Below are 15,614 nucleotides of genomic sequence, written 5' to 3' on the forward strand. Positions count from 1 at the left end.
GAGGCGCCCGTAGCGATCGCGCGGGTCGAACAGGGCCGAGGGGCTGGACGGCCGTCCACCATCCGCCGTACACCGCTCCCAACCCCTGACGAATGCGGCGTCGGTGCCGAGTGACGCGGCGACGGCATCGTCACAGGCGTGATGCAGGCGCGGGTGCGCCTGGCCCCGGAGGGCTCATCGCAACTCGTCCACGTATCGGTCCGTACCGGGAACCGTTGGTATGAACGGTGCGACGAACTGCACGTCACCCAGCCCCGAAGCCGCCACTGCCGTGTTCAGGTCCGAGAAGTGCTCGGGCCAGGTGTCGCGGGGGTCGCGCTGGAGGAACCACAGCAGGGTCAGCCGGGTTCCGACCCCCTCGACCTGCTTGACGTAGGTCATCCGATCCAGGGGCAGCGACGTCGGCGCGAAGACGGTCACCATCGCCGCGGGTGAGCCCGCCAGCCGTTTGGGGAGGTGGTCGTCGCACAGCCAGGCGAGCAGGTCCGCGCGCCTGGCGGGGGAGTAGGTGTCGATGACCTGGACGACGAGCCCGGTGTAGGGGTGGTCCAGGGCGTGGATGTCGCGAGGGCCCTCGCCACCGTCGCGGTAGATCGTCGCCGCATGGTCCTGGAAGGCCGTGAAAACATGCGTGCGGTCCTGGAAGACGCGGTGGTCGCGGTTGAGGCGTTTGTTGATGCCGACGGTCCACCGCATGTGGTCGGCGTAGCGGCCTGCGGTGATCCAGTAGACGGATATGTAGCATCCGGCCGTCACCGGCTGCGCGACGGAGGAGGTCTGGGGGTAGCGCAGGAGTTGCAGGTCTCGCGTGGCGACCCAGCGGCGCCCGGCGTACATCCACGGCATGGCCATCGCGCCGGCGATGAAGTGGTCATCTTCGTACCAGCGATTGTATTCGCGCTCCCGGCCGGGATGTGGCTCGACCATGGTGATGAGGGCGTGGCCAAGGTCGGCTCCATAGGGGCCCACGGCGGCCAGTTCGGCGTACGTCTCGCTACGGGTGTCGGTCTCCTCGGACATGAACGCTGCTCCCCTTCCGTCCTCCTCCACTCACCCATACTCTGACGCCCCGTCAGATGATGCGCCAGAGCCAGGACAGCTGGAGGTCCGCCATGTCACTGCTCGCAGGCAAGACCGTCGTCGTCTCCGGGGTCGGGGCCGGGCTCGGCCATCAGGTCGCCGCGGCCGTCGTACGGGACGGCGGGAACGCGGTGCTGGGGGCGCGCACCGAGGCGAACCTCGCCAAGAGCGCGGCCGAGATCGATCCGGCCGGCGGGCACACGGCGTACCGGGCGACCGACATCACCGACGAGGGGCAGTGCGAGGCGCTGGCCGCGCTGGCGCGGGAACGCTTCGGGGCCGTCCACGCGGTGGTGCACGTGGCCGCCTGGGACTCCTACTTCGGCGGGGTCGAGGACGCGGACTTCGCGACCTGGCAGTCGGTCATCGACGTGAACCTGCTGGGGACGCTGCGGATGACGCGGGCGTGCCTGCCGGCTCTGCGGGCGGCGGGCGGCGGATCCGTCGTGTTCATCGGGACGCAGTCGGCGATCGCCGCGCCCTCGCAGGTGAAGCAGGCTGCGTACGCCGCCTCGAAGGGGGCGCTGACCAGCGCGATGTACTCACTGGCACGGGAGCTGGGGCCGGACCGGATCCGGGTCAACACGGTGCTGCCGGGCTGGATGTGGGGGCCGCCGGTGCAGGCGTACGTCCAGTTCACCGCGCACACGGAAGGGGTGCCGGAGGCGGAGGTGCTCGGGCGGCTGGCGGAGCGGATGGCGCTGCCGGAGCTGGCGACGGACGGGGACGTGGCCGACGCGGCGGTGTTCCTGGCCTCGGACCGGGCAAGGGCCGTCACGGGGCAGTCGTTGCTGGTCAATGCGGGGGAGCTGATGCGATAGCCGCTCATCCAGATGTTCACGTAGCTGAACGACAGTCATCTCACCGAACATCTTTACCCTGACTTGACCTTACACTTGCTTGTCGTGTTCACGTGGACGCACCCACGATCGAGCACATGAACAGTCTCGACTGGGCCGTGCTGATCGGCTACTTCGGAGTGATGGTCGCGATCGGAGTCTGGTCGCACAAGCGCGTGGACAACGTCAGCGACTTCTTCACGGCCGGCGGCAAGATGCCCTGGTGGCTGTCCGGCATCTCGCACCACATGTCGGGCTACAGCGCGGTGATGTTCACCGGGTACGCGGGGATCGCCTACACCTACGGCGTCACCTCCTTCATCACCTGGTCCTTCCCGATCGCGCTCGGCATCGCCATCGGCTCCAAGCTGTTCGCGCCGCGCATCAACCGGCTGCGGTCCCGGCTCCATGTGGCCTCCCCGCTGGAGTACCTGAAGAACCGCTACAACCTGCCCACGCAGCAGGCGCTCGCCTGGTCGGGCATGCTGCTGAAGATCGTGGACGTGGGCGCCAAGTGGGCGGCGATCGCGACCCTGTTGTCGGTGTTCACGGGGGTGTCACTGAACCAGGGCATCCTCATCACCGGCGCCATCACCGCCGTCTACTGCACGATCGGCGGCCTGTGGGCGGACGCGCTGACCGAACTCGGCCAGTTCGTCATCCAGTTGCTGGCCGGCATATCGATGTTCGTCGCGGTCGTGCTGAAGCTGGACGACAAGAACATCGGCTTCTTCGGCGCCTGGGACGAGCCCGCGCTGCACGGCCACGGCAAGCCACTGGTCGGCCCGTACGGCACGGTCTTCCTGCTCGCGTTCCTGTTCATCAAGCTCTTCGAGTACAACGGCGGCATGCTCAACCAGGCCCAGCGCTACATGGCGACGGGCAGCGCGTACGAGGCCGAGCGCTCGGCACGCCTGTCCTCGATCCTGTGGCTGGTCTGGCCGGTCGTCCTCTTCTTCCCCATGTGGATGTCCCCGCTGCTCGTCCACGCGCAGAAGCCGGACGGCTCGGACTCGTACGCCCTGATGACCGAACAACTCCTGCCGCACGGCCTGTTGGGCCTCGTCATCGTCGGTTTCTTCTCCCACACGATGGCCATGTGCTCCTCGGACGCGAACGCGATCGCCGCGGTCTTCACGCGGGACGTGGCGCCGGTGGTGTCGGCGAAGGCACGGTCGTGGACCGAGCGTTCGGGTCTGATCGCGGCCCGGGTGACGACCGTCGTCTTCCTCGGCCTGTCCATGGCGGTCGCGACACAGGTCAACTCCCCTGCCTTCAAGGACATCATCACGGTCGTCATCAAGTGGGTCGCCGGTCTCATGGGCCCGATCGCGATCCCGATGATGCTGGGTCTGCTCCGCCCGTTCCGCCGCTCCGGCCCGACGGCGGCACTCACCAGCTGGGCGGCGGGCCTGCTGGCCTTCTGGCTGGTCAACTACCCCATCAACTGGAACGTCGACGGCGGAGTCCCGCTCCAGTACCAGGTCTCGATCCCGCTGGCGGTCTCCCTGGTCCTGTACATCCTCATCGGCTACCTGAAGCCGGAGGACACCCCCGAGCGGCTGGCCGTCATCGAGAAGGTCAACACGGACGGGGACGGCGTGGCTGCCGTACCGGTGCCGGCCGGAGCGGGCGACGACGTCGTGGGGGCGCCCAACCAGCCCCTGTAATCTGCCGGTTGATCTTCAACAGGCAGGAACGGGGAAACGATGAGTCTGGACGGAATACGGGCGGCCTCCCGGACGGTGGGCCGCCGTACCGCCCTGCGCTATCTCGCCGTGGGCGTCGGTGCGTCGCTGCTCGCCGCGTGCAGGGGTAACGGGAACGACGAGTCCGCGGCCAAGGGCAAGGGCAAGGGCACGGGCGACGGGAGCGACGGCACCAAGGGGGGCTCCGGCGGCGGCTCGTCGTCCTCCCCCGCCCCCGGGGTGACCGGCAAGGCGTTCGCGGCCTTCGTCCGCGGCACCTGGAAGGTCACCTCCACGATGCCCGGCGGCGAGAAAGTCTCGTTCTCCGCGGTCGTCGACGACGGCGTCTGGACGCTGAACGGCGCCGGCGGGAAGTCGGTCAAGGGCACCTGGGCGCTCCAGGGCGGGCGGCTGGTGATGAGCGTCCCCGAGGACATGGGCGGTGACAGCTCCGGCGAACAGAGCGCCGCCGCCTCCGGCGTCCCCGCGTCGGTCGGCAGCTCTGCGAACCAGGTCCTCCCCTGGCAGCCGCCCGGGACATCCGGCACCAATTCCGGTCAGCGGCTGGAGGTGATGTACGCCAACGGTGTCCTGCACATCAGGCATGTGGACGCGAACGGCAGCACGACGGAGCACACCTGCACCCGGGCTTAGAGCCCCTGGCCGCCGGCGCCCGCGCCCGCACTCAGGCCCGTGGGTAGCGGGCCAGCCACCCGGGCGACGACCCCGCAGGCCCGTGCAGTGCAGGCCCCTGGGTCATCTCCATAGCGAAATCGTCGGCGAGTTCCAGGATCGTCGGGCGGCCCTCCAGCTCGGCCAGCCAGGCCGGCGGCAGGGCCGTTTCGCCGTGGAGGGCGCCGAGGAGGCCGCCGGTGAGGGCGCCCGCCGCAGCGGAGGGGCCGCTCTGGTTGACCGCGAGGCAGAGGCCGTGGCGTACGTCCTCCCCCACCAGCGCGCAGTACACGGCCGCGGCCAGCAGACCGTCCGCCGTGCCGTCACCGGCCAGTTCCTCCACCCGGGACGGACCGGGCAGCCCCTGCCGTACCGCGCCGAGTGCGTGCTGGAGGGCGTCGGAGACGGGCTGGTGCCCGGGGCGGACGGCGAGCAGGGCGAGGGCCCGCTGCACGGCGCCGTCCAGGCTCTCCCCGCGGGCGAGCGCGTGCACGATGACGGCGTACGCGCCCGCCGAGAGGTAGGCGATGGGGTGGCCGTGAGTCTGGGCGGCGCACTCCACGGCCAGCTGGATGACCAGCTGGGGTTCCCAGCCGACCAGCAGGCCGAAGGGGCCGGAGCGGGCCACGGCCTCGGGGCCCAGTTCGCCGGGGTTCTTAGGGGTCTCCAGCGTGCCCATGGTCTCGTCGCCGAACCCGACGAGCAGGGCCCGGGTCGGATCCCGCCGGGCGTACAGCCACTCTTCCCGCGCCAGCCAGCCGTCGTCCTTGCGGCGCTCGTCGGGCCCCCAGTCCCGCTGGGTGGCCGCCCACCGCAGATACGCCCGGTGCAGATCGGTCGGCGGATGCCAGGCGCCGGTGTCGCGGCGCACCTGGGCGCGGATCAGCCCGTCCACCGTGAAGAGGGTGAGCTGGGTGTGGTGGGTGACGGTACCGCGCCGCCCGTGCCCGAAGGCCAGGTCGAGCAGGCCTTCCCCGCCGTACACGGAACGGATCTCGTCCAGGGCGAGCGCGTCGGCAGGCCCACCGAGCGCGTCGCCGACGGCCACACCGAGCAGGGTGCCGCGCACCCGGCTGCGGAAGTCCTGCTGTTCGGCGCGCCCCCAGACGGCCACGGAAGTCGTACTCACTCAGACCTCCTCACGGCACCGTCCGTACGTACGACGCTCAGCACTGTAATCGACCAGGGGCGGTCGATTCACGGGGGCAAATCATGCCCGCCCGGTCATTCCCGCACAGCTATGAGCCCTTCGACCCCGTCCAGAATCCGGTCGAGGCCGAAGTCGAGCGGGTCGACACCGGCCGGATCGAAGGCCCCCTCGGCGATCGCCTTGGTGAGGGCCGGAAAGCGGTCCGCGTGCCGGGCGAGGAGTTCGCCGGTGAGCCGGTCCCACTCCCGGTCCTGCTCCTCATCGTGGTCGGACACCTGCTGAGCGAGGTTGCGCACGAGTCCGACGAGGAGCAGGAACACCTGGTGCCGCTGGGCGGCGCCGAGGCCGGTCGGTTCGAGGGCGGCGAGCGCCGCATCCAGCCAGCGCAGCTGCCGCGGCCCCATGACCTGGCGGCGCATCGCGGTGGCGGAGAGCAGCCAGGGGTGGGCGGAGTAGACCCGCGCACACTGCCGCACCCACTCCCGCACCCCCGCCCGCCAGTCCCCGCCCGGCACACCCGACAGATCCGGGCCCTCGGCCAGCACCGCCTCCACCATCAGCTCGACGAGTTCGGTCTTCCCCGGGACGTACCGGTACAGCGCCATCGCCGAGACGCCGAACCCGCCGGCCACCTTGCTCATCGAGACGGCGTCCAGCCCTTCCCCGTCGGCCAGTTCGACGGCGGCCGCGGCGATCCGCTGTGGGGACAGCTTCGGCTTGGGCCCGCGGGTGGGCTGCTCCTGCTCGCCCCACAGCAGCGCGAGGCTCGCCCGCGGGTCACGCGGCTTGTCCTGCTCCTTGTTCCGGGCGGCCATGCGGTCCCTCCCCTTCGGTCCGGACGAAGCCCGTTGACTCCGCCCACCAACTGTATATATCGTAAACACAACTGCTGACGGCATAAACAGTTTAGGGGGAACACTCATGCTGCTCACCTACCGGGCCCTCAAGCGCGCGTCGCTCACCAAGAAACTGCGCATCACCACACCGAACGGCATCGACGAGGGGTCGTACGTCCGCATCGGCGGCATCGACCAGTGGATCTCCATCCGCGGCGAGGATCTGTCGAACCCCGTGATCCTGGAGATCCACGGCGGCCCCGGCGCCTCCAACCTGGTCTTCGTCCCACGCACCCGCGCCTGGGAGCGGCACTTCACGATCGTGCGCTGGGACATGCGGGGCGCGGGCAGGACGTTCGCGGCGGGCGGCCCGGCCGGCCAGGGCGAGATGACGCTCGACCGCCTCTACGCCGACGCCCTGGAGGTGACGGAACACGTCCGCAACCGCCTGGGCGTCGCCAAGCTCCTCCTCGTCGCCAACAGCTTCGGCACGGTCACCGGTCTGCGGCTGGCCCGCAACCACCCCGAGCTGTACTCGGCGTACGTCGGCACCGACCAGAACATCATCGGCGGCGGCCGCGACACCTCGTCGTCCTACGAGGCGCTGCTGGCCCGGCTGGAGAAGGCGGGCAAGAAGAAGGAGCTGGCGAAGGTGGTGGCGATGGGCCCGGACCAAACGGCCTGGTCCGCACACGAGTGGTCGGAGCACGCGAAGATCGCCGTCACGACCGACCCGCTGACCTACGACACGATGAAGACGGTGGTGATCCGCTCGCTCTGGTTCTCCCCGTTCCACAACCTGCGCGGGCTGCGCTCGTACCTGAAGGGCATGAACTTCTCCGAGCAGCTGGGCCCGCAGGCGATGACGGTCGACGAACGAGCCGAGGGCACGTCCTTCCGCCTCCCGTTCTTCCTCTTCCAGGGTGACAGCGACGTCCTGACCCCACCGGAGCCGGCCCGCCGCTTCCACGAGGAGGTCACGGCCCCCGTGAAGGACTTCGCCCTCATCAAGGAGGCGAGCCACTTCGCATCGTTCCGGCACCCGGACCAGTTCCTGGACCTGATGCTGAGCAAGGTGCGGCCCGTGGTGACGGGGGACGCGGCGGTGCGCTGAAGCACCGTGGCGCAGGGGTCAGCCGCCACCCTCGGGCCGGGTGGCCCTCCTGCGCCTGGGCGCCACCGACTTGCGGATCTCCTCGGTGGCCGCACGGAACGCGGGTGCGGCGTGCTCGAAGTAGTCGAAGAGCACGGCGCGCTGCTCAGGGGTGTAGCGGGCGAGGATCTCGGCGATGTGGCGGCGGGCGGGGCCCACGACCTCCTCGATCCGGCCGAGCGCGTCCGGGACCGGTTCGACGATCACCCGCCGGCGGTCCTTGGGGTCGGCGGTGCGGCGCGCGTACCCGGCCCGCTCCAGGCGGTCGATCAGGCGCGTGGTGGCACCGGTGGTCAGCCCGGTCCTGGTGGCCAGTTCACCCGAGGTGAGCCCGCCTTCCGCCGCAATCAGGCTGAGCGCGTACCACTCCGACGTGTGCAGACCGGCGGCCTCCGCGCTGGCCAGACCCTGGAGGCCCACCGCGTCCAGGTACTGGCGGAAGATCACGTGCTCGTCCCCGCCGCCCACAGGGGTTGCCATCACCGGAGTTCCCTCCTAAATTTATCTGCACGGATGCAGATACTGCTTTCGTTCAGATTCTGCATGCAGTCTAGCGAGCAGAGGAGACCTCCACCATGTCGAACGCCACCCACGACGTCGCCGCCATCACCTCCGTACTGGACGACCTGGTCGCCGCGTGGGAGCGGCACGACGCCGACGCCTACGGCGAGCTGTTCACCCCGGACGCCACCTACGTCACCTACGTCGGCACCTTCTACCAGGGGCGCCAGGACATCGTGGACAGCCACCGCACCCTGTGGACGGGCTTCCTCAAGGGCACCAAGCTCGCCGACGAGGTCATCGACATCCGTTTCCAAGGACCGGACACGGCTGTGGTCAACGGGCGCGGCGACACCTACAAGGCCAAGCGGCCGCACAAGCTCAGCAAGATCCAGACGTACACCCTGGTCCGCGGGAGCGACGGCGCGTGGCGCATCGCGGCCTTCCACAACACCAAGCGCAGGCCGCTGATGGAGTCGATCTCCTACCGGTTCGCACCGGGGCTCGTCCCGGCGGCCGAGCGGTGAACTCCGTGCAGCGCCGAGGGCGTCAGGGCGAGGTCAGCCGTACCACGTGACGTTGCAGACATAGACGCATTCATGGCGAGGTACGGCAAGGAAACTGATGAAGCCGCGACCGCCGAGAATGTCGAACTCGCGCAGTCCGCCCTCACGGTCGAGAGGCCGACCCACCTTGACGGCGTCGTGACCGAGTGTGGCGAGTTCGGCCGCGAGCCGCTCCACCTCCGCCACCGCTCCTGGCGGCAAACCTCCCGTGACGTACTCGGCGCTCGGGTTGTAGTCCCAAGCCCAGTCCGTCACAGCCCCGCCTCCGCCTCGGCTACCTCGCGGATCACGCGGATCTCCGCGATGGCTGCCGCCGGGTCCTGCTCCCCCGCATCCACGATCCGCTCCAACTCCCTGAGTCGGGCAGCGCGTTCGGGATGCCGTTCGATCGCCACGAAGACGGCCCAGGAGTGTACGAAGGCGCGCAGTGGCGCCAGGCTCTGGGTCTGCTGCGCATTGGTCGTGGCTTCGAAAAGGTGCTGCGTGAGGGCCGGGACCCGACTCGGAGCGATGCGCGCGACCGCCGCCCGCAATGCGTCCGGCGTCAGCTCGGGCATGGGGATCAGCGGTCCGTACGGGCCGTCGGTCTGGGCGCTCACGATGACCTCCGGTGCGGGTGACTCGGTCCTCGTACGGTACCGGTGGAATCGGCAGTACGCCGGGGACGTGGCGCTCATGCCACGGCCACGGTTGACGCACGACAGTCGCGGCACCGGCCCGGGTGCGGGGCCCGGAAGGCTCGCTCGCAGCCGTCGCAGGTCTGGAGTGGGGAGGGGCGGTGAGGTACCGGACCGGGAGCCGGAGTGGGGAGGTGCGGTGGCAGCTGGCTGGTGAGGCGGTGTCGCAGGAAGGCCGCCGGGTGCTTGATCGGGTCCTGGGGCAGGCCGGTCGTCAGGGTGCGTACGACGGCCGTGGGTGGCACACCTCGCTCCAGCCACTCGGAGACGGCCGGAGCCAGGCGGATCACGTCCCGCTCGGTGAGGAGAAGGCGGGAGTCGTGAGCACGGAGGCCAACCAGCAGTTCACTGGCTTTGCCGGACGATGCGGGAGCCTTCGGCACGGCCGCGGGCTCAGGGGCGGCCGGGGCCGCGGCGGCCACCGCGGCCCTGGGCCTGTTGTACGAGATCGTCCGGGTCGTCACTTGCCCCGATTGAAGACGCTCCCTGGGACGCGCGAGGTATCCGTGTTCCTCCAGCTCGCGAAGAGCCGCCGCGATCCGGATCTCGCCCTCGGGAAACTTTGCCGCCAGCGCCTTGATACCGATCGGGGTGCCCTCCGGCAACGACTGGATGTGCAGCGCCAGGCCGATGGCCACCAGGGACAGTTCGGGATGCTGGGCCAGGTGATTGCCGACCACGGTGAAGTTGTCGTGGTGGGGTTCGTTCACGTGGGTGACGCCGGAGGAATGCCGGGTCTTCGGACGCGCGGGCGCGTTACGCTGCTTGTCAGTCATCGGGAAGCTCTCTTCTTCCTTGGTGATCAGGCCCTCGCAGTGGGATGGCAGTCCCGGCGAGGGCCGATGCATGTCTGGGGGTTGCTTTCGCCGACGTTGCACCACAACTGCCCCGCCACGCCAGTTGCGTTGGGCATATTCACTCCGGCGGGTGATCGACGGGGGCGGTGGGGGTGGGGTTGGTTCTTTCCCCGGTTCTTTGGTCTTTTGCGTCGGGAGCCGCCGGGTCACGCCCCGCCACGTCCCGGTGTGAGTTCGGCCCAGACCGTCTTGGCGTTGGCGGGTGCTTCGTCCACGCCCCAGCGGTGGGCACAGGCCGCCACGATCAGTAGTCCACGGCCGGACTCCGCCGCCCCGTCTGCCGGGTCCGGGGTTCACGGGATCCGGTCACCCCGGGCGTCGGTCACCTCGATACGGAGCGTGCCGTCGTCGTGCAGCCTCAGGCCGAGCCGGAAGTCCCGTCCCTTGACCCGCCCGTGCAGTACGGCGTTGGCGGCCAGCTCCGCCACCACCTGCGCGGCCTCCTCGAACGGTACGCCCCACTCGTCCAGTTGACGCTCGGTGAGGAGACGGGCGAGACGGGCACCCCTGCGGGTGGCGGACAGCTGGACCCTGAGGTGGGTTTTCTGATTCACGTCACCCAGCGTGGCCATACCTCCCTACTCTGAACAGTGACGACCGCGGTACGCAGGGTGACTGTCCGGGTGGTTCGCGTAGTCGTACGGCTCGTACGTGGAGGGGTGCAGGTGGAGGACGAGGAGGCCGAGGCCGTACTCAGGGCGGTCGGCCGGCAGATCAAGATGTGGCGCGAGGCCGCGGGGATGCGACAGACCGAGCTGGGCGATGCCATCGGGTACGGCGAGGAGATGGTCTCGTCGGTGGAGCGCGGGCGCCGGATTCCCAAGCCGGACTTCCTGGACAAGGCCGATGAAGTGACGGGCGCGGGCGGGAAGTTGTCCGCGATGAAGGAGGACGTGGAGAGGGCGCGGTATCCCAAGAACGTTCGGGATCTGGCCAAGCTGGAGGACGAGGCCATCGAGATGGGGGCTTACTCGAACCACCACATCCACGGTCTGCTGCAGACGCCGGAGTACGCCCAGGCTTTGTACGCGATGCGGCGGCCTGCCTATTCGGAGGACGAGATCGACCGCCTCGTCGCAGCGCGCATGGCTCGAAAGGCCGTCTTCGATCGGGCATCCCGGCCACTGATCACGTTCGTCCAGGAAGAGGTGACGCTGCGGCGACCCATCGGGGGCACAATGGTGTTGCGAAAGCAGCTCGAACACCTGTTGGAGATCGGCCAGTTAAGGAACGTCATCATCCAGGTGATGCCCACCGACCGTGACGAGGAGCATGCGGGCATGGCTGGGCCCTTCCGGCTCCTGAAGCTCCAGAAGGGTAAGACGCTGGGGCACTTGGAGGTCCAACTGCACAGTCGGTTGGTCAGTGATCCCCGGGAAGCGCAGATCTTGGAGATGCGCTATGGAATGATCCGCTCGCAGGCTCTATCCCCCCGGGAGTCGCAGGCCTTCATCAAGAAAGTACTGGGAGAAGAGACATGACCTCCACGCTGATGTGGTTCAAGAGCAGCTACAGCAGCAATGACGGTCCCGACTGCGTCGAAGTAGCCATAACCCCCGCCACCATCCACATCCGCGACTCCAAGACCAAGGAAGGCGCCCAACTCGCCTTCAGGGACGCCACCTGGACGGAGTTCCTGGACTTTGCGGCCCACTCCGCATAGCGCGCCCGCCGTCGAGGTGACCGCGCCGTGAGCCCGAAGTGTGGCGACGACGTCGCCCCACCGCCAGTGGACGACGAATGGCGTCCGATGCCCGCGCGGACCCACTCTGGCGCAAAGCGGTGGGGAGAACTCACCCTCCCCCAGGGGAGAATCCAGCCATGACCACCACCCCCACCGCTGACACCGCTAACACCGCTGACACCAGCCGCACCTCTCGAAGCGCTGTCGCCCTGGCCGCCGGTGTGCTCACCGGCATACTTGCCCTCTACATCGCCCTGGTCGCCCTCGGGAACATCACCGACTTCGGGACGAACCAGCAGTTCGTGCGGCATGTGCTCGCGATGGACACGACCTTCAAGGACGACGACCTGATGTGGCGGGCGATCACCAGCACCGCGCTTCAGGACACCGCGTACGTCGCGATCATCGTGTGGGAGAGCGTCGCCGCGCTCGTCCTGATCTGGGGCACCTGGCTGTGGACGCGGCGGGATCACGACCGGGCCCGGCGCTGGTCCACCTACGGGCTGCTGATGCTGGTGCTGCTGTTCGGTGCCGGGTTCATCGCGATCGGTGGTGAGTGGTTCTCGATGTGGCAGTCGAAGACCTGGAACGGGCTGGACGCCGCCACCCGGGTGTTCCTGCTCAGCGGGGTCGCCTTGATCGTCAACCAGCTGCCGGGGGGTGGCCGGCGGGACGCTAGTTGACGACCGCCACCTTGGCGCCCTGCTCGCCGAAGGCCCACAGCGCGGCTCCGTCCTCCTTGTGGAGGCGGATGCCGCCCAGCTTCTGGCTGCTGGGCGCCGGCGGCGGCGAGGCGCCGTCGAGGGCGTTGGAGAAGGCTATGTTCACGCCCGACACCTTGGTGAAGTACATGACGTGCTCGATCTGGACCCCGTCCGAGCCCTTGAGGGACTGGATGCGCAGGGTGACCGAGTAGCGGCCGGGCTGCGGGTTCACCGTGCCCGGCCACACCGTGAACGTGCGGGTCGGCTTGCCGGTGGCGTCGACCAGCCAGACCCGCTTCGCACCGAGCGAGTAGACGATCCGGCGGCCCGTGCCGGACGCGTCCGGCAGGGTCGCCTCGGCCGGCGTCTTCGGTTTCGCGGGCGCGTGGGCGCCCGTCGACGCCGACGCCGACGCGCTGGGCTTGGCCGTCGCGGCCGTGGGACGCGGCCCGTGTTCCGCCTGTACGGCCAGGAAGACGACGGCCGCGGTCGCCCCGGCCGTCAGACCGGAGACCCAGGCCCACGAGGGCAGTCGGGCAGCCACGGGTACGCATCTCCTCCGCTACGGGTCCCCCTTCTCAGCACAGGGGTCGGATCATCGTACTCAGTCCAGGACGGGCAGCAGATCCGGCAGGTGCCCGTCGGAGGCCTCGGCCGCGCTCCGGCGCTCCTCCGGGACCGGCCCGTACAGCGTGGTGCGGGGCTTCGCCGGCCGGCCGGCCGCCTCGGCCACGGCCACCAGCTCCCTGATCGACTTGTACGAGCCGTACGACGAACCCGCCATGCGGGAGATCGTCTCCTCCATCAGCGTGCCGCCCAGGTCGTTCGCACCGGAGCGGAGCATCTCCGCCGCACCCTCCGCACCCAGTTTGACCCAGCTTGTCTGGATGTTGGGGATGTGGGGGTGGAGAAGGAGCCTTGCCATCGCCGTCACCGCCCGGTTGTCGCGCGTGGTCGGGCCGGGGCGTGCGATGCCCGCCAGGTACACCGGGGCGTTCGTGTGGATGAAGGGGAGCGTCACGAACTCCGTGAAGCCGCCCGTCCGCTGCTGGATCCCGGCCAGCGTGCGCAGATGGCCGAGCCAGTGGCGGGGCTGGTCCACGTGGCCGTACATCATCGTCGAGGAGGAGCGGATGCCCAGCTCGTGGGCCGTCGTGATCACCTCGATCCACGTGGCCGCCGGCAGCTTGCCCTTGGTCAGCACCCAGCGGACCTCGTCGTCCAGGATCTCCGCCGCCGTGCCGGGGACGGAGTCGAGACCGGCCTCCTTCGCGGCGGACAGCCATTCGCGGATGGACATGCCGGTGCGGGTTGCGCCGTTCACCACCTCCATGGGTGAGAAGGCGTGGACGTGCATGCCGGGGACCCGCTCCTTGACCGCCTTCGCGATGTCGAAGTACGCCGTGCCGGGCAGGTCGGGGTGGATGCCGCCCTGCATGCACACCTCGACCGCGCCCACGTCCCACGCCTGCTGGGCCCGGTCCGCCACCTGCTCCAGCGACAGCGTGTACGCGTCCGCGTCCGTCCTGCGCTGCGCGAAGGCACAGAAGCGGCAGCCCGTGTAACAGACGTTGGTGAAGTTGATGTTGCGGGTGACGATGTACGTCACGTCGTCGCCCACCGCCGACCGGCGCACGTCGTCCGCCACCCGGCACAGCGCGTCCAGCGCCGGGCCGTCCGCGTGGAACAGGGCCAGGGCCTCGGCGTCGGTCAGGCGGGTCGGGTCGTCGGCGGCCGTGCGCAGCGCCTGGCGTACGTCCGTGTCGATGCGCTCCGGCGCCATGCCGGGCGCCGCCGCCTCACGCAGCGCCTCCCAGTCGCCGTACACCTCGTCGAAGTCGTCACGCCGATCGGCCGTCCGGCCCTCGGTGTCGATCGTGCGGTGCAGCTCCGTGCGGCCGCTGGGCACGAAGGCCTCCTCCAGCTCCTGCCACGGGCGCCCCTCGACCACCGCGTCCGGCAGCGCGAGGCCGGTCTCCGGGTCGGCCAGCGCGGCGACGTGCGGGCGCAGGCGCGGGTCCAGCCAGGGCTCGCCGCGGCGGACGAACTCGGGGTACACGCACAGGCGTTCGCGCAGCTCGAAGCCGGCGGCGCGGGAACGCTCGGTGAGTTCCTCGATCAACGGCCAGGGGCGTTCCGGGTTGACGTGGTCGATGGTGAGCGGGGACACCCCGCCCCAGTCGTCGATCCCGGCGCCGATCAGCCGCTCGTACTCGGCGTCCACGAGGTTCGGCGGGGCCTGGAGGCAGGCGCTCGGGCCCATGATGTGCCGGGCCACCGCCACCGTGGCGACCAGCTCGTCGAGTTCGGCGTCCGGCATGCCGCGCATCGCCGTGTCCGGCTTGGCGCGGAAGTTCTGGATGATCAGCTCCTGGATGCCGTGGTAGGCCCGCGACACCTTGCGCAGCGCGAACAGGGACTCCGCGCGCTCCTCGTACGTCTCGCCGATGCCGATCAGCAGGCCGGAGGTGAAGGGCACCGAGGAGCGGCCCGCGTCCTCCAGCACCCGCAGCCGTACGGCCGGTTCCTTGTCCGGGGAGCCGTAGTGCGGGCCGCCGGGCTCGGACCACAGCCGGGTGGCCGTCGTCTCCAGCATCATGCCCATCGAGGGGGCCACGGGCTTCAGCCGCTGGAAGTCCGTCCACGTCATCACGCCCGGGTTGAGGTGGGGCAGCAGGCCCGTCTCCTCCAGGATCCGGACGGAGACGGCGCGGACGTAGGCGATGGTGTCGTCGTAGCCGTGCGCGTCCAGCCACTCGCGCGCCTCCGGCCAGCGGTCCTCCGGCTTGTCGCCGAGGGTGATCAGGGCTTCCTTGCAGCCGAGGGCGGCACCCTTGCGGGCGACGTCGAGCACCTCGTCGGGGGACATGAACATCCCGTGGCCCGCCCGGCGCAGCTTGCCCGGGACGGTGACGAAGGTGCAGTAGTGACACTTGTCCCGGCACAGCCGGGTCAGGGGGATGAAGACGCTCTTCGAGTAGGTGATGACACCGGGCCGGCCCGCCGCCTGAAGGCCCGCGTCACGCACCCGGGCGGCGGACGCGGCGAGGTCGGTCAGAGCCTCGCCGCGGGCTTGCAGGAGCACCGCCGCCTCAAAGACGTCGAGGGCGACGCCGTCCCGGGCACGTTTGAGGGCGCGACGCATGGCGTTCTCGGTCGGGCCGGTCCCGGAGGTCGCGGAAGTCGTCATTCTCTGAGCATACGTTC

At 69.6% G+C, this 15,614-nt stretch carries 17 protein-coding genes and 1 pseudogene; 8 read left to right on the forward strand and 10 right to left on the reverse strand.

The window, feature by feature from the left end; all coding sequences use genetic code 11:
• Positions 1 to 174: 174 nt before the first annotated feature.
• Positions 175 to 1,020, reverse strand: a complete 846-nt coding sequence (locus ACFYZZ_RS17015; protein WP_389176264.1) for a hypothetical protein — start codon at positions 1,018 to 1,020, stop codon at positions 175 to 177.
• Positions 1,021 to 1,112: 92 nt separating this feature from the next.
• On the opposite strand from ACFYZZ_RS17015, the gene ACFYZZ_RS17020 reads away from it, so the two are divergent.
• The 3 genes from ACFYZZ_RS17020 (at position 1,113) to ACFYZZ_RS17030 (ending at position 4,261) form a co-directional block, all read left to right on the forward strand.
• A complete protein-coding gene (locus ACFYZZ_RS17020; protein ID WP_389176266.1) occupies positions 1,113 to 1,901 on the forward strand; it encodes an SDR family oxidoreductase in 789 nt (262 codons plus the stop codon).
• Between the two features lie 116 nt (positions 1,902 to 2,017).
• Entirely contained in the window at positions 2,018 to 3,589 is a 1,572-nt protein-coding gene (locus ACFYZZ_RS17025) for a sodium:solute symporter family protein (RefSeq protein ID WP_389176268.1), read from the forward strand.
• A 39-nt stretch (positions 3,590 to 3,628) separates the two neighbouring features.
• Positions 3,629 to 4,261 carry a lipocalin family protein gene (locus tag ACFYZZ_RS17030; RefSeq protein ID WP_389176270.1) on the forward strand — a complete coding sequence of 211 codons (633 nt, stop codon included), beginning with the start codon at positions 3,629 to 3,631 and terminating at the stop codon, positions 4,259 to 4,261.
• Between the two features lie 31 nt (positions 4,262 to 4,292).
• On the opposite strand, the gene ACFYZZ_RS17035 is transcribed toward ACFYZZ_RS17030, so the two are convergent.
• Positions 4,293 to 5,408, reverse strand: a complete 1,116-nt coding sequence (locus ACFYZZ_RS17035) for an ADP-ribosylglycohydrolase family protein (protein ID WP_389176272.1) — start codon at positions 5,406 to 5,408, stop codon at positions 4,293 to 4,295.
• A 95-nt stretch (positions 5,409 to 5,503) separates the two neighbouring features.
• On the reverse strand, positions 5,504 to 6,244 hold the full coding sequence (locus ACFYZZ_RS17040; protein ID WP_389176274.1) for a TetR/AcrR family transcriptional regulator: 741 nt from the start codon (positions 6,242 to 6,244) through the stop codon (positions 5,504 to 5,506).
• Between the two features lie 106 nt (positions 6,245 to 6,350).
• On the opposite strand from ACFYZZ_RS17040, the gene ACFYZZ_RS17045 reads away from it, so the two are divergent.
• The gene (locus ACFYZZ_RS17045) at positions 6,351 to 7,379 is read left to right on the forward strand and encodes an alpha/beta fold hydrolase (protein ID WP_389176276.1); all 1,029 of its coding nucleotides are present in this window, start codon (positions 6,351 to 6,353) and stop codon (positions 7,377 to 7,379) included.
• A gap of 18 nt (positions 7,380 to 7,397) precedes the next feature.
• Here the strand turns inward: ACFYZZ_RS17045 and ACFYZZ_RS17050 are convergent, their stop codons facing one another.
• A complete protein-coding gene (locus ACFYZZ_RS17050; RefSeq protein WP_389176278.1) occupies positions 7,398 to 7,898 on the reverse strand; it encodes a MarR family winged helix-turn-helix transcriptional regulator in 501 nt (166 codons plus the stop codon).
• A gap of 95 nt (positions 7,899 to 7,993) precedes the next feature.
• On the opposite strand from ACFYZZ_RS17050, the gene ACFYZZ_RS17055 reads away from it, so the two are divergent.
• Positions 7,994 to 8,446: an SgcJ/EcaC family oxidoreductase gene (locus tag ACFYZZ_RS17055; RefSeq protein WP_389176280.1), complete on the forward strand. Its 453-nt coding sequence runs from the start codon at positions 7,994 to 7,996 to the stop codon at positions 8,444 to 8,446.
• Between the two features lie 33 nt (positions 8,447 to 8,479).
• On the opposite strand, the gene ACFYZZ_RS17060 is transcribed toward ACFYZZ_RS17055, so the two are convergent.
• The 4 genes and pseudogenes from ACFYZZ_RS17060 to ACFYZZ_RS17075 form a co-directional block, all read right to left on the reverse strand.
• On the reverse strand, positions 8,480 to 8,740 hold the full coding sequence (locus tag ACFYZZ_RS17060; RefSeq protein ID WP_389176282.1) for a hypothetical protein: 261 nt from the start codon (positions 8,738 to 8,740) through the stop codon (positions 8,480 to 8,482).
• Positions 8,737 to 9,084 (reverse strand): DUF6247 family protein, encoded by a 348-nt coding sequence (locus ACFYZZ_RS17065; RefSeq protein WP_389176284.1) that lies wholly within the window; start codon positions 9,082 to 9,084, stop codon positions 8,737 to 8,739. The genes ACFYZZ_RS17060 and ACFYZZ_RS17065 overlap by 4 nt, the downstream gene beginning before the upstream one ends.
• Positions 9,085 to 9,158: 74 nt before the next feature.
• A complete protein-coding gene (locus ACFYZZ_RS17070; RefSeq protein ID WP_389176286.1) occupies positions 9,159 to 9,938 on the reverse strand; it encodes a helix-turn-helix domain-containing protein in 780 nt (259 codons plus the stop codon).
• A 227-nt stretch (positions 9,939 to 10,165) separates the two neighbouring features.
• Positions 10,166 to 10,591 (reverse strand): annotated as a pseudogene (locus ACFYZZ_RS17075) (ATP-binding protein).
• Positions 10,592 to 10,684: 93 nt separating this feature from the next.
• On the opposite strand from ACFYZZ_RS17075, the gene ACFYZZ_RS17080 reads away from it, so the two are divergent.
• The 3 genes from ACFYZZ_RS17080 to ACFYZZ_RS17090 all read left to right on the forward strand — a co-directional run bounded on the left by ACFYZZ_RS17080 (position 10,685) and on the right by ACFYZZ_RS17090 (position 12,386).
• On the forward strand, positions 10,685 to 11,500 hold the full coding sequence (locus ACFYZZ_RS17080; protein ID WP_389176288.1) for a helix-turn-helix domain-containing protein: 816 nt from the start codon (positions 10,685 to 10,687) through the stop codon (positions 11,498 to 11,500).
• Positions 11,497 to 11,682, forward strand: a complete 186-nt coding sequence (locus tag ACFYZZ_RS17085; RefSeq protein ID WP_389176290.1) for a DUF397 domain-containing protein — start codon at positions 11,497 to 11,499, stop codon at positions 11,680 to 11,682. Before ACFYZZ_RS17080 ends, ACFYZZ_RS17085 begins: the two co-directional genes overlap by 4 nt.
• A gap of 158 nt (positions 11,683 to 11,840) precedes the next feature.
• Positions 11,841 to 12,386, forward strand: a complete 546-nt coding sequence (locus ACFYZZ_RS17090; RefSeq protein ID WP_389176292.1) for a DUF2165 domain-containing protein — start codon at positions 11,841 to 11,843, stop codon at positions 12,384 to 12,386.
• On the opposite strand, the gene ACFYZZ_RS17095 is transcribed toward ACFYZZ_RS17090, so the two are convergent.
• Both ACFYZZ_RS17095 and ACFYZZ_RS17100 read right to left on the reverse strand, forming a co-directional pair.
• Positions 12,379 to 12,951, reverse strand: coding sequence for a hypothetical protein (locus ACFYZZ_RS17095; RefSeq protein WP_389176294.1), 573 nt, complete (start codon positions 12,949 to 12,951; stop codon positions 12,379 to 12,381). The two genes, ACFYZZ_RS17090 and ACFYZZ_RS17095, sit on opposite strands and share 8 nt — an antisense overlap.
• A gap of 60 nt (positions 12,952 to 13,011) precedes the next feature.
• Entirely contained in the window at positions 13,012 to 15,597 is a 2,586-nt protein-coding gene (locus ACFYZZ_RS17100; protein ID WP_389176296.1) for a bifunctional FO biosynthesis protein CofGH, read from the reverse strand.
• Positions 15,598 to 15,614: the final 17 nt, after the last annotated feature.

The sequence above is a fragment of the Streptomyces sp. NPDC001816 genome, assembly GCF_042892235.1.
Classification (GTDB): Bacteria; Actinomycetota; Actinomycetes; order Streptomycetales; family Streptomycetaceae; genus Streptomyces.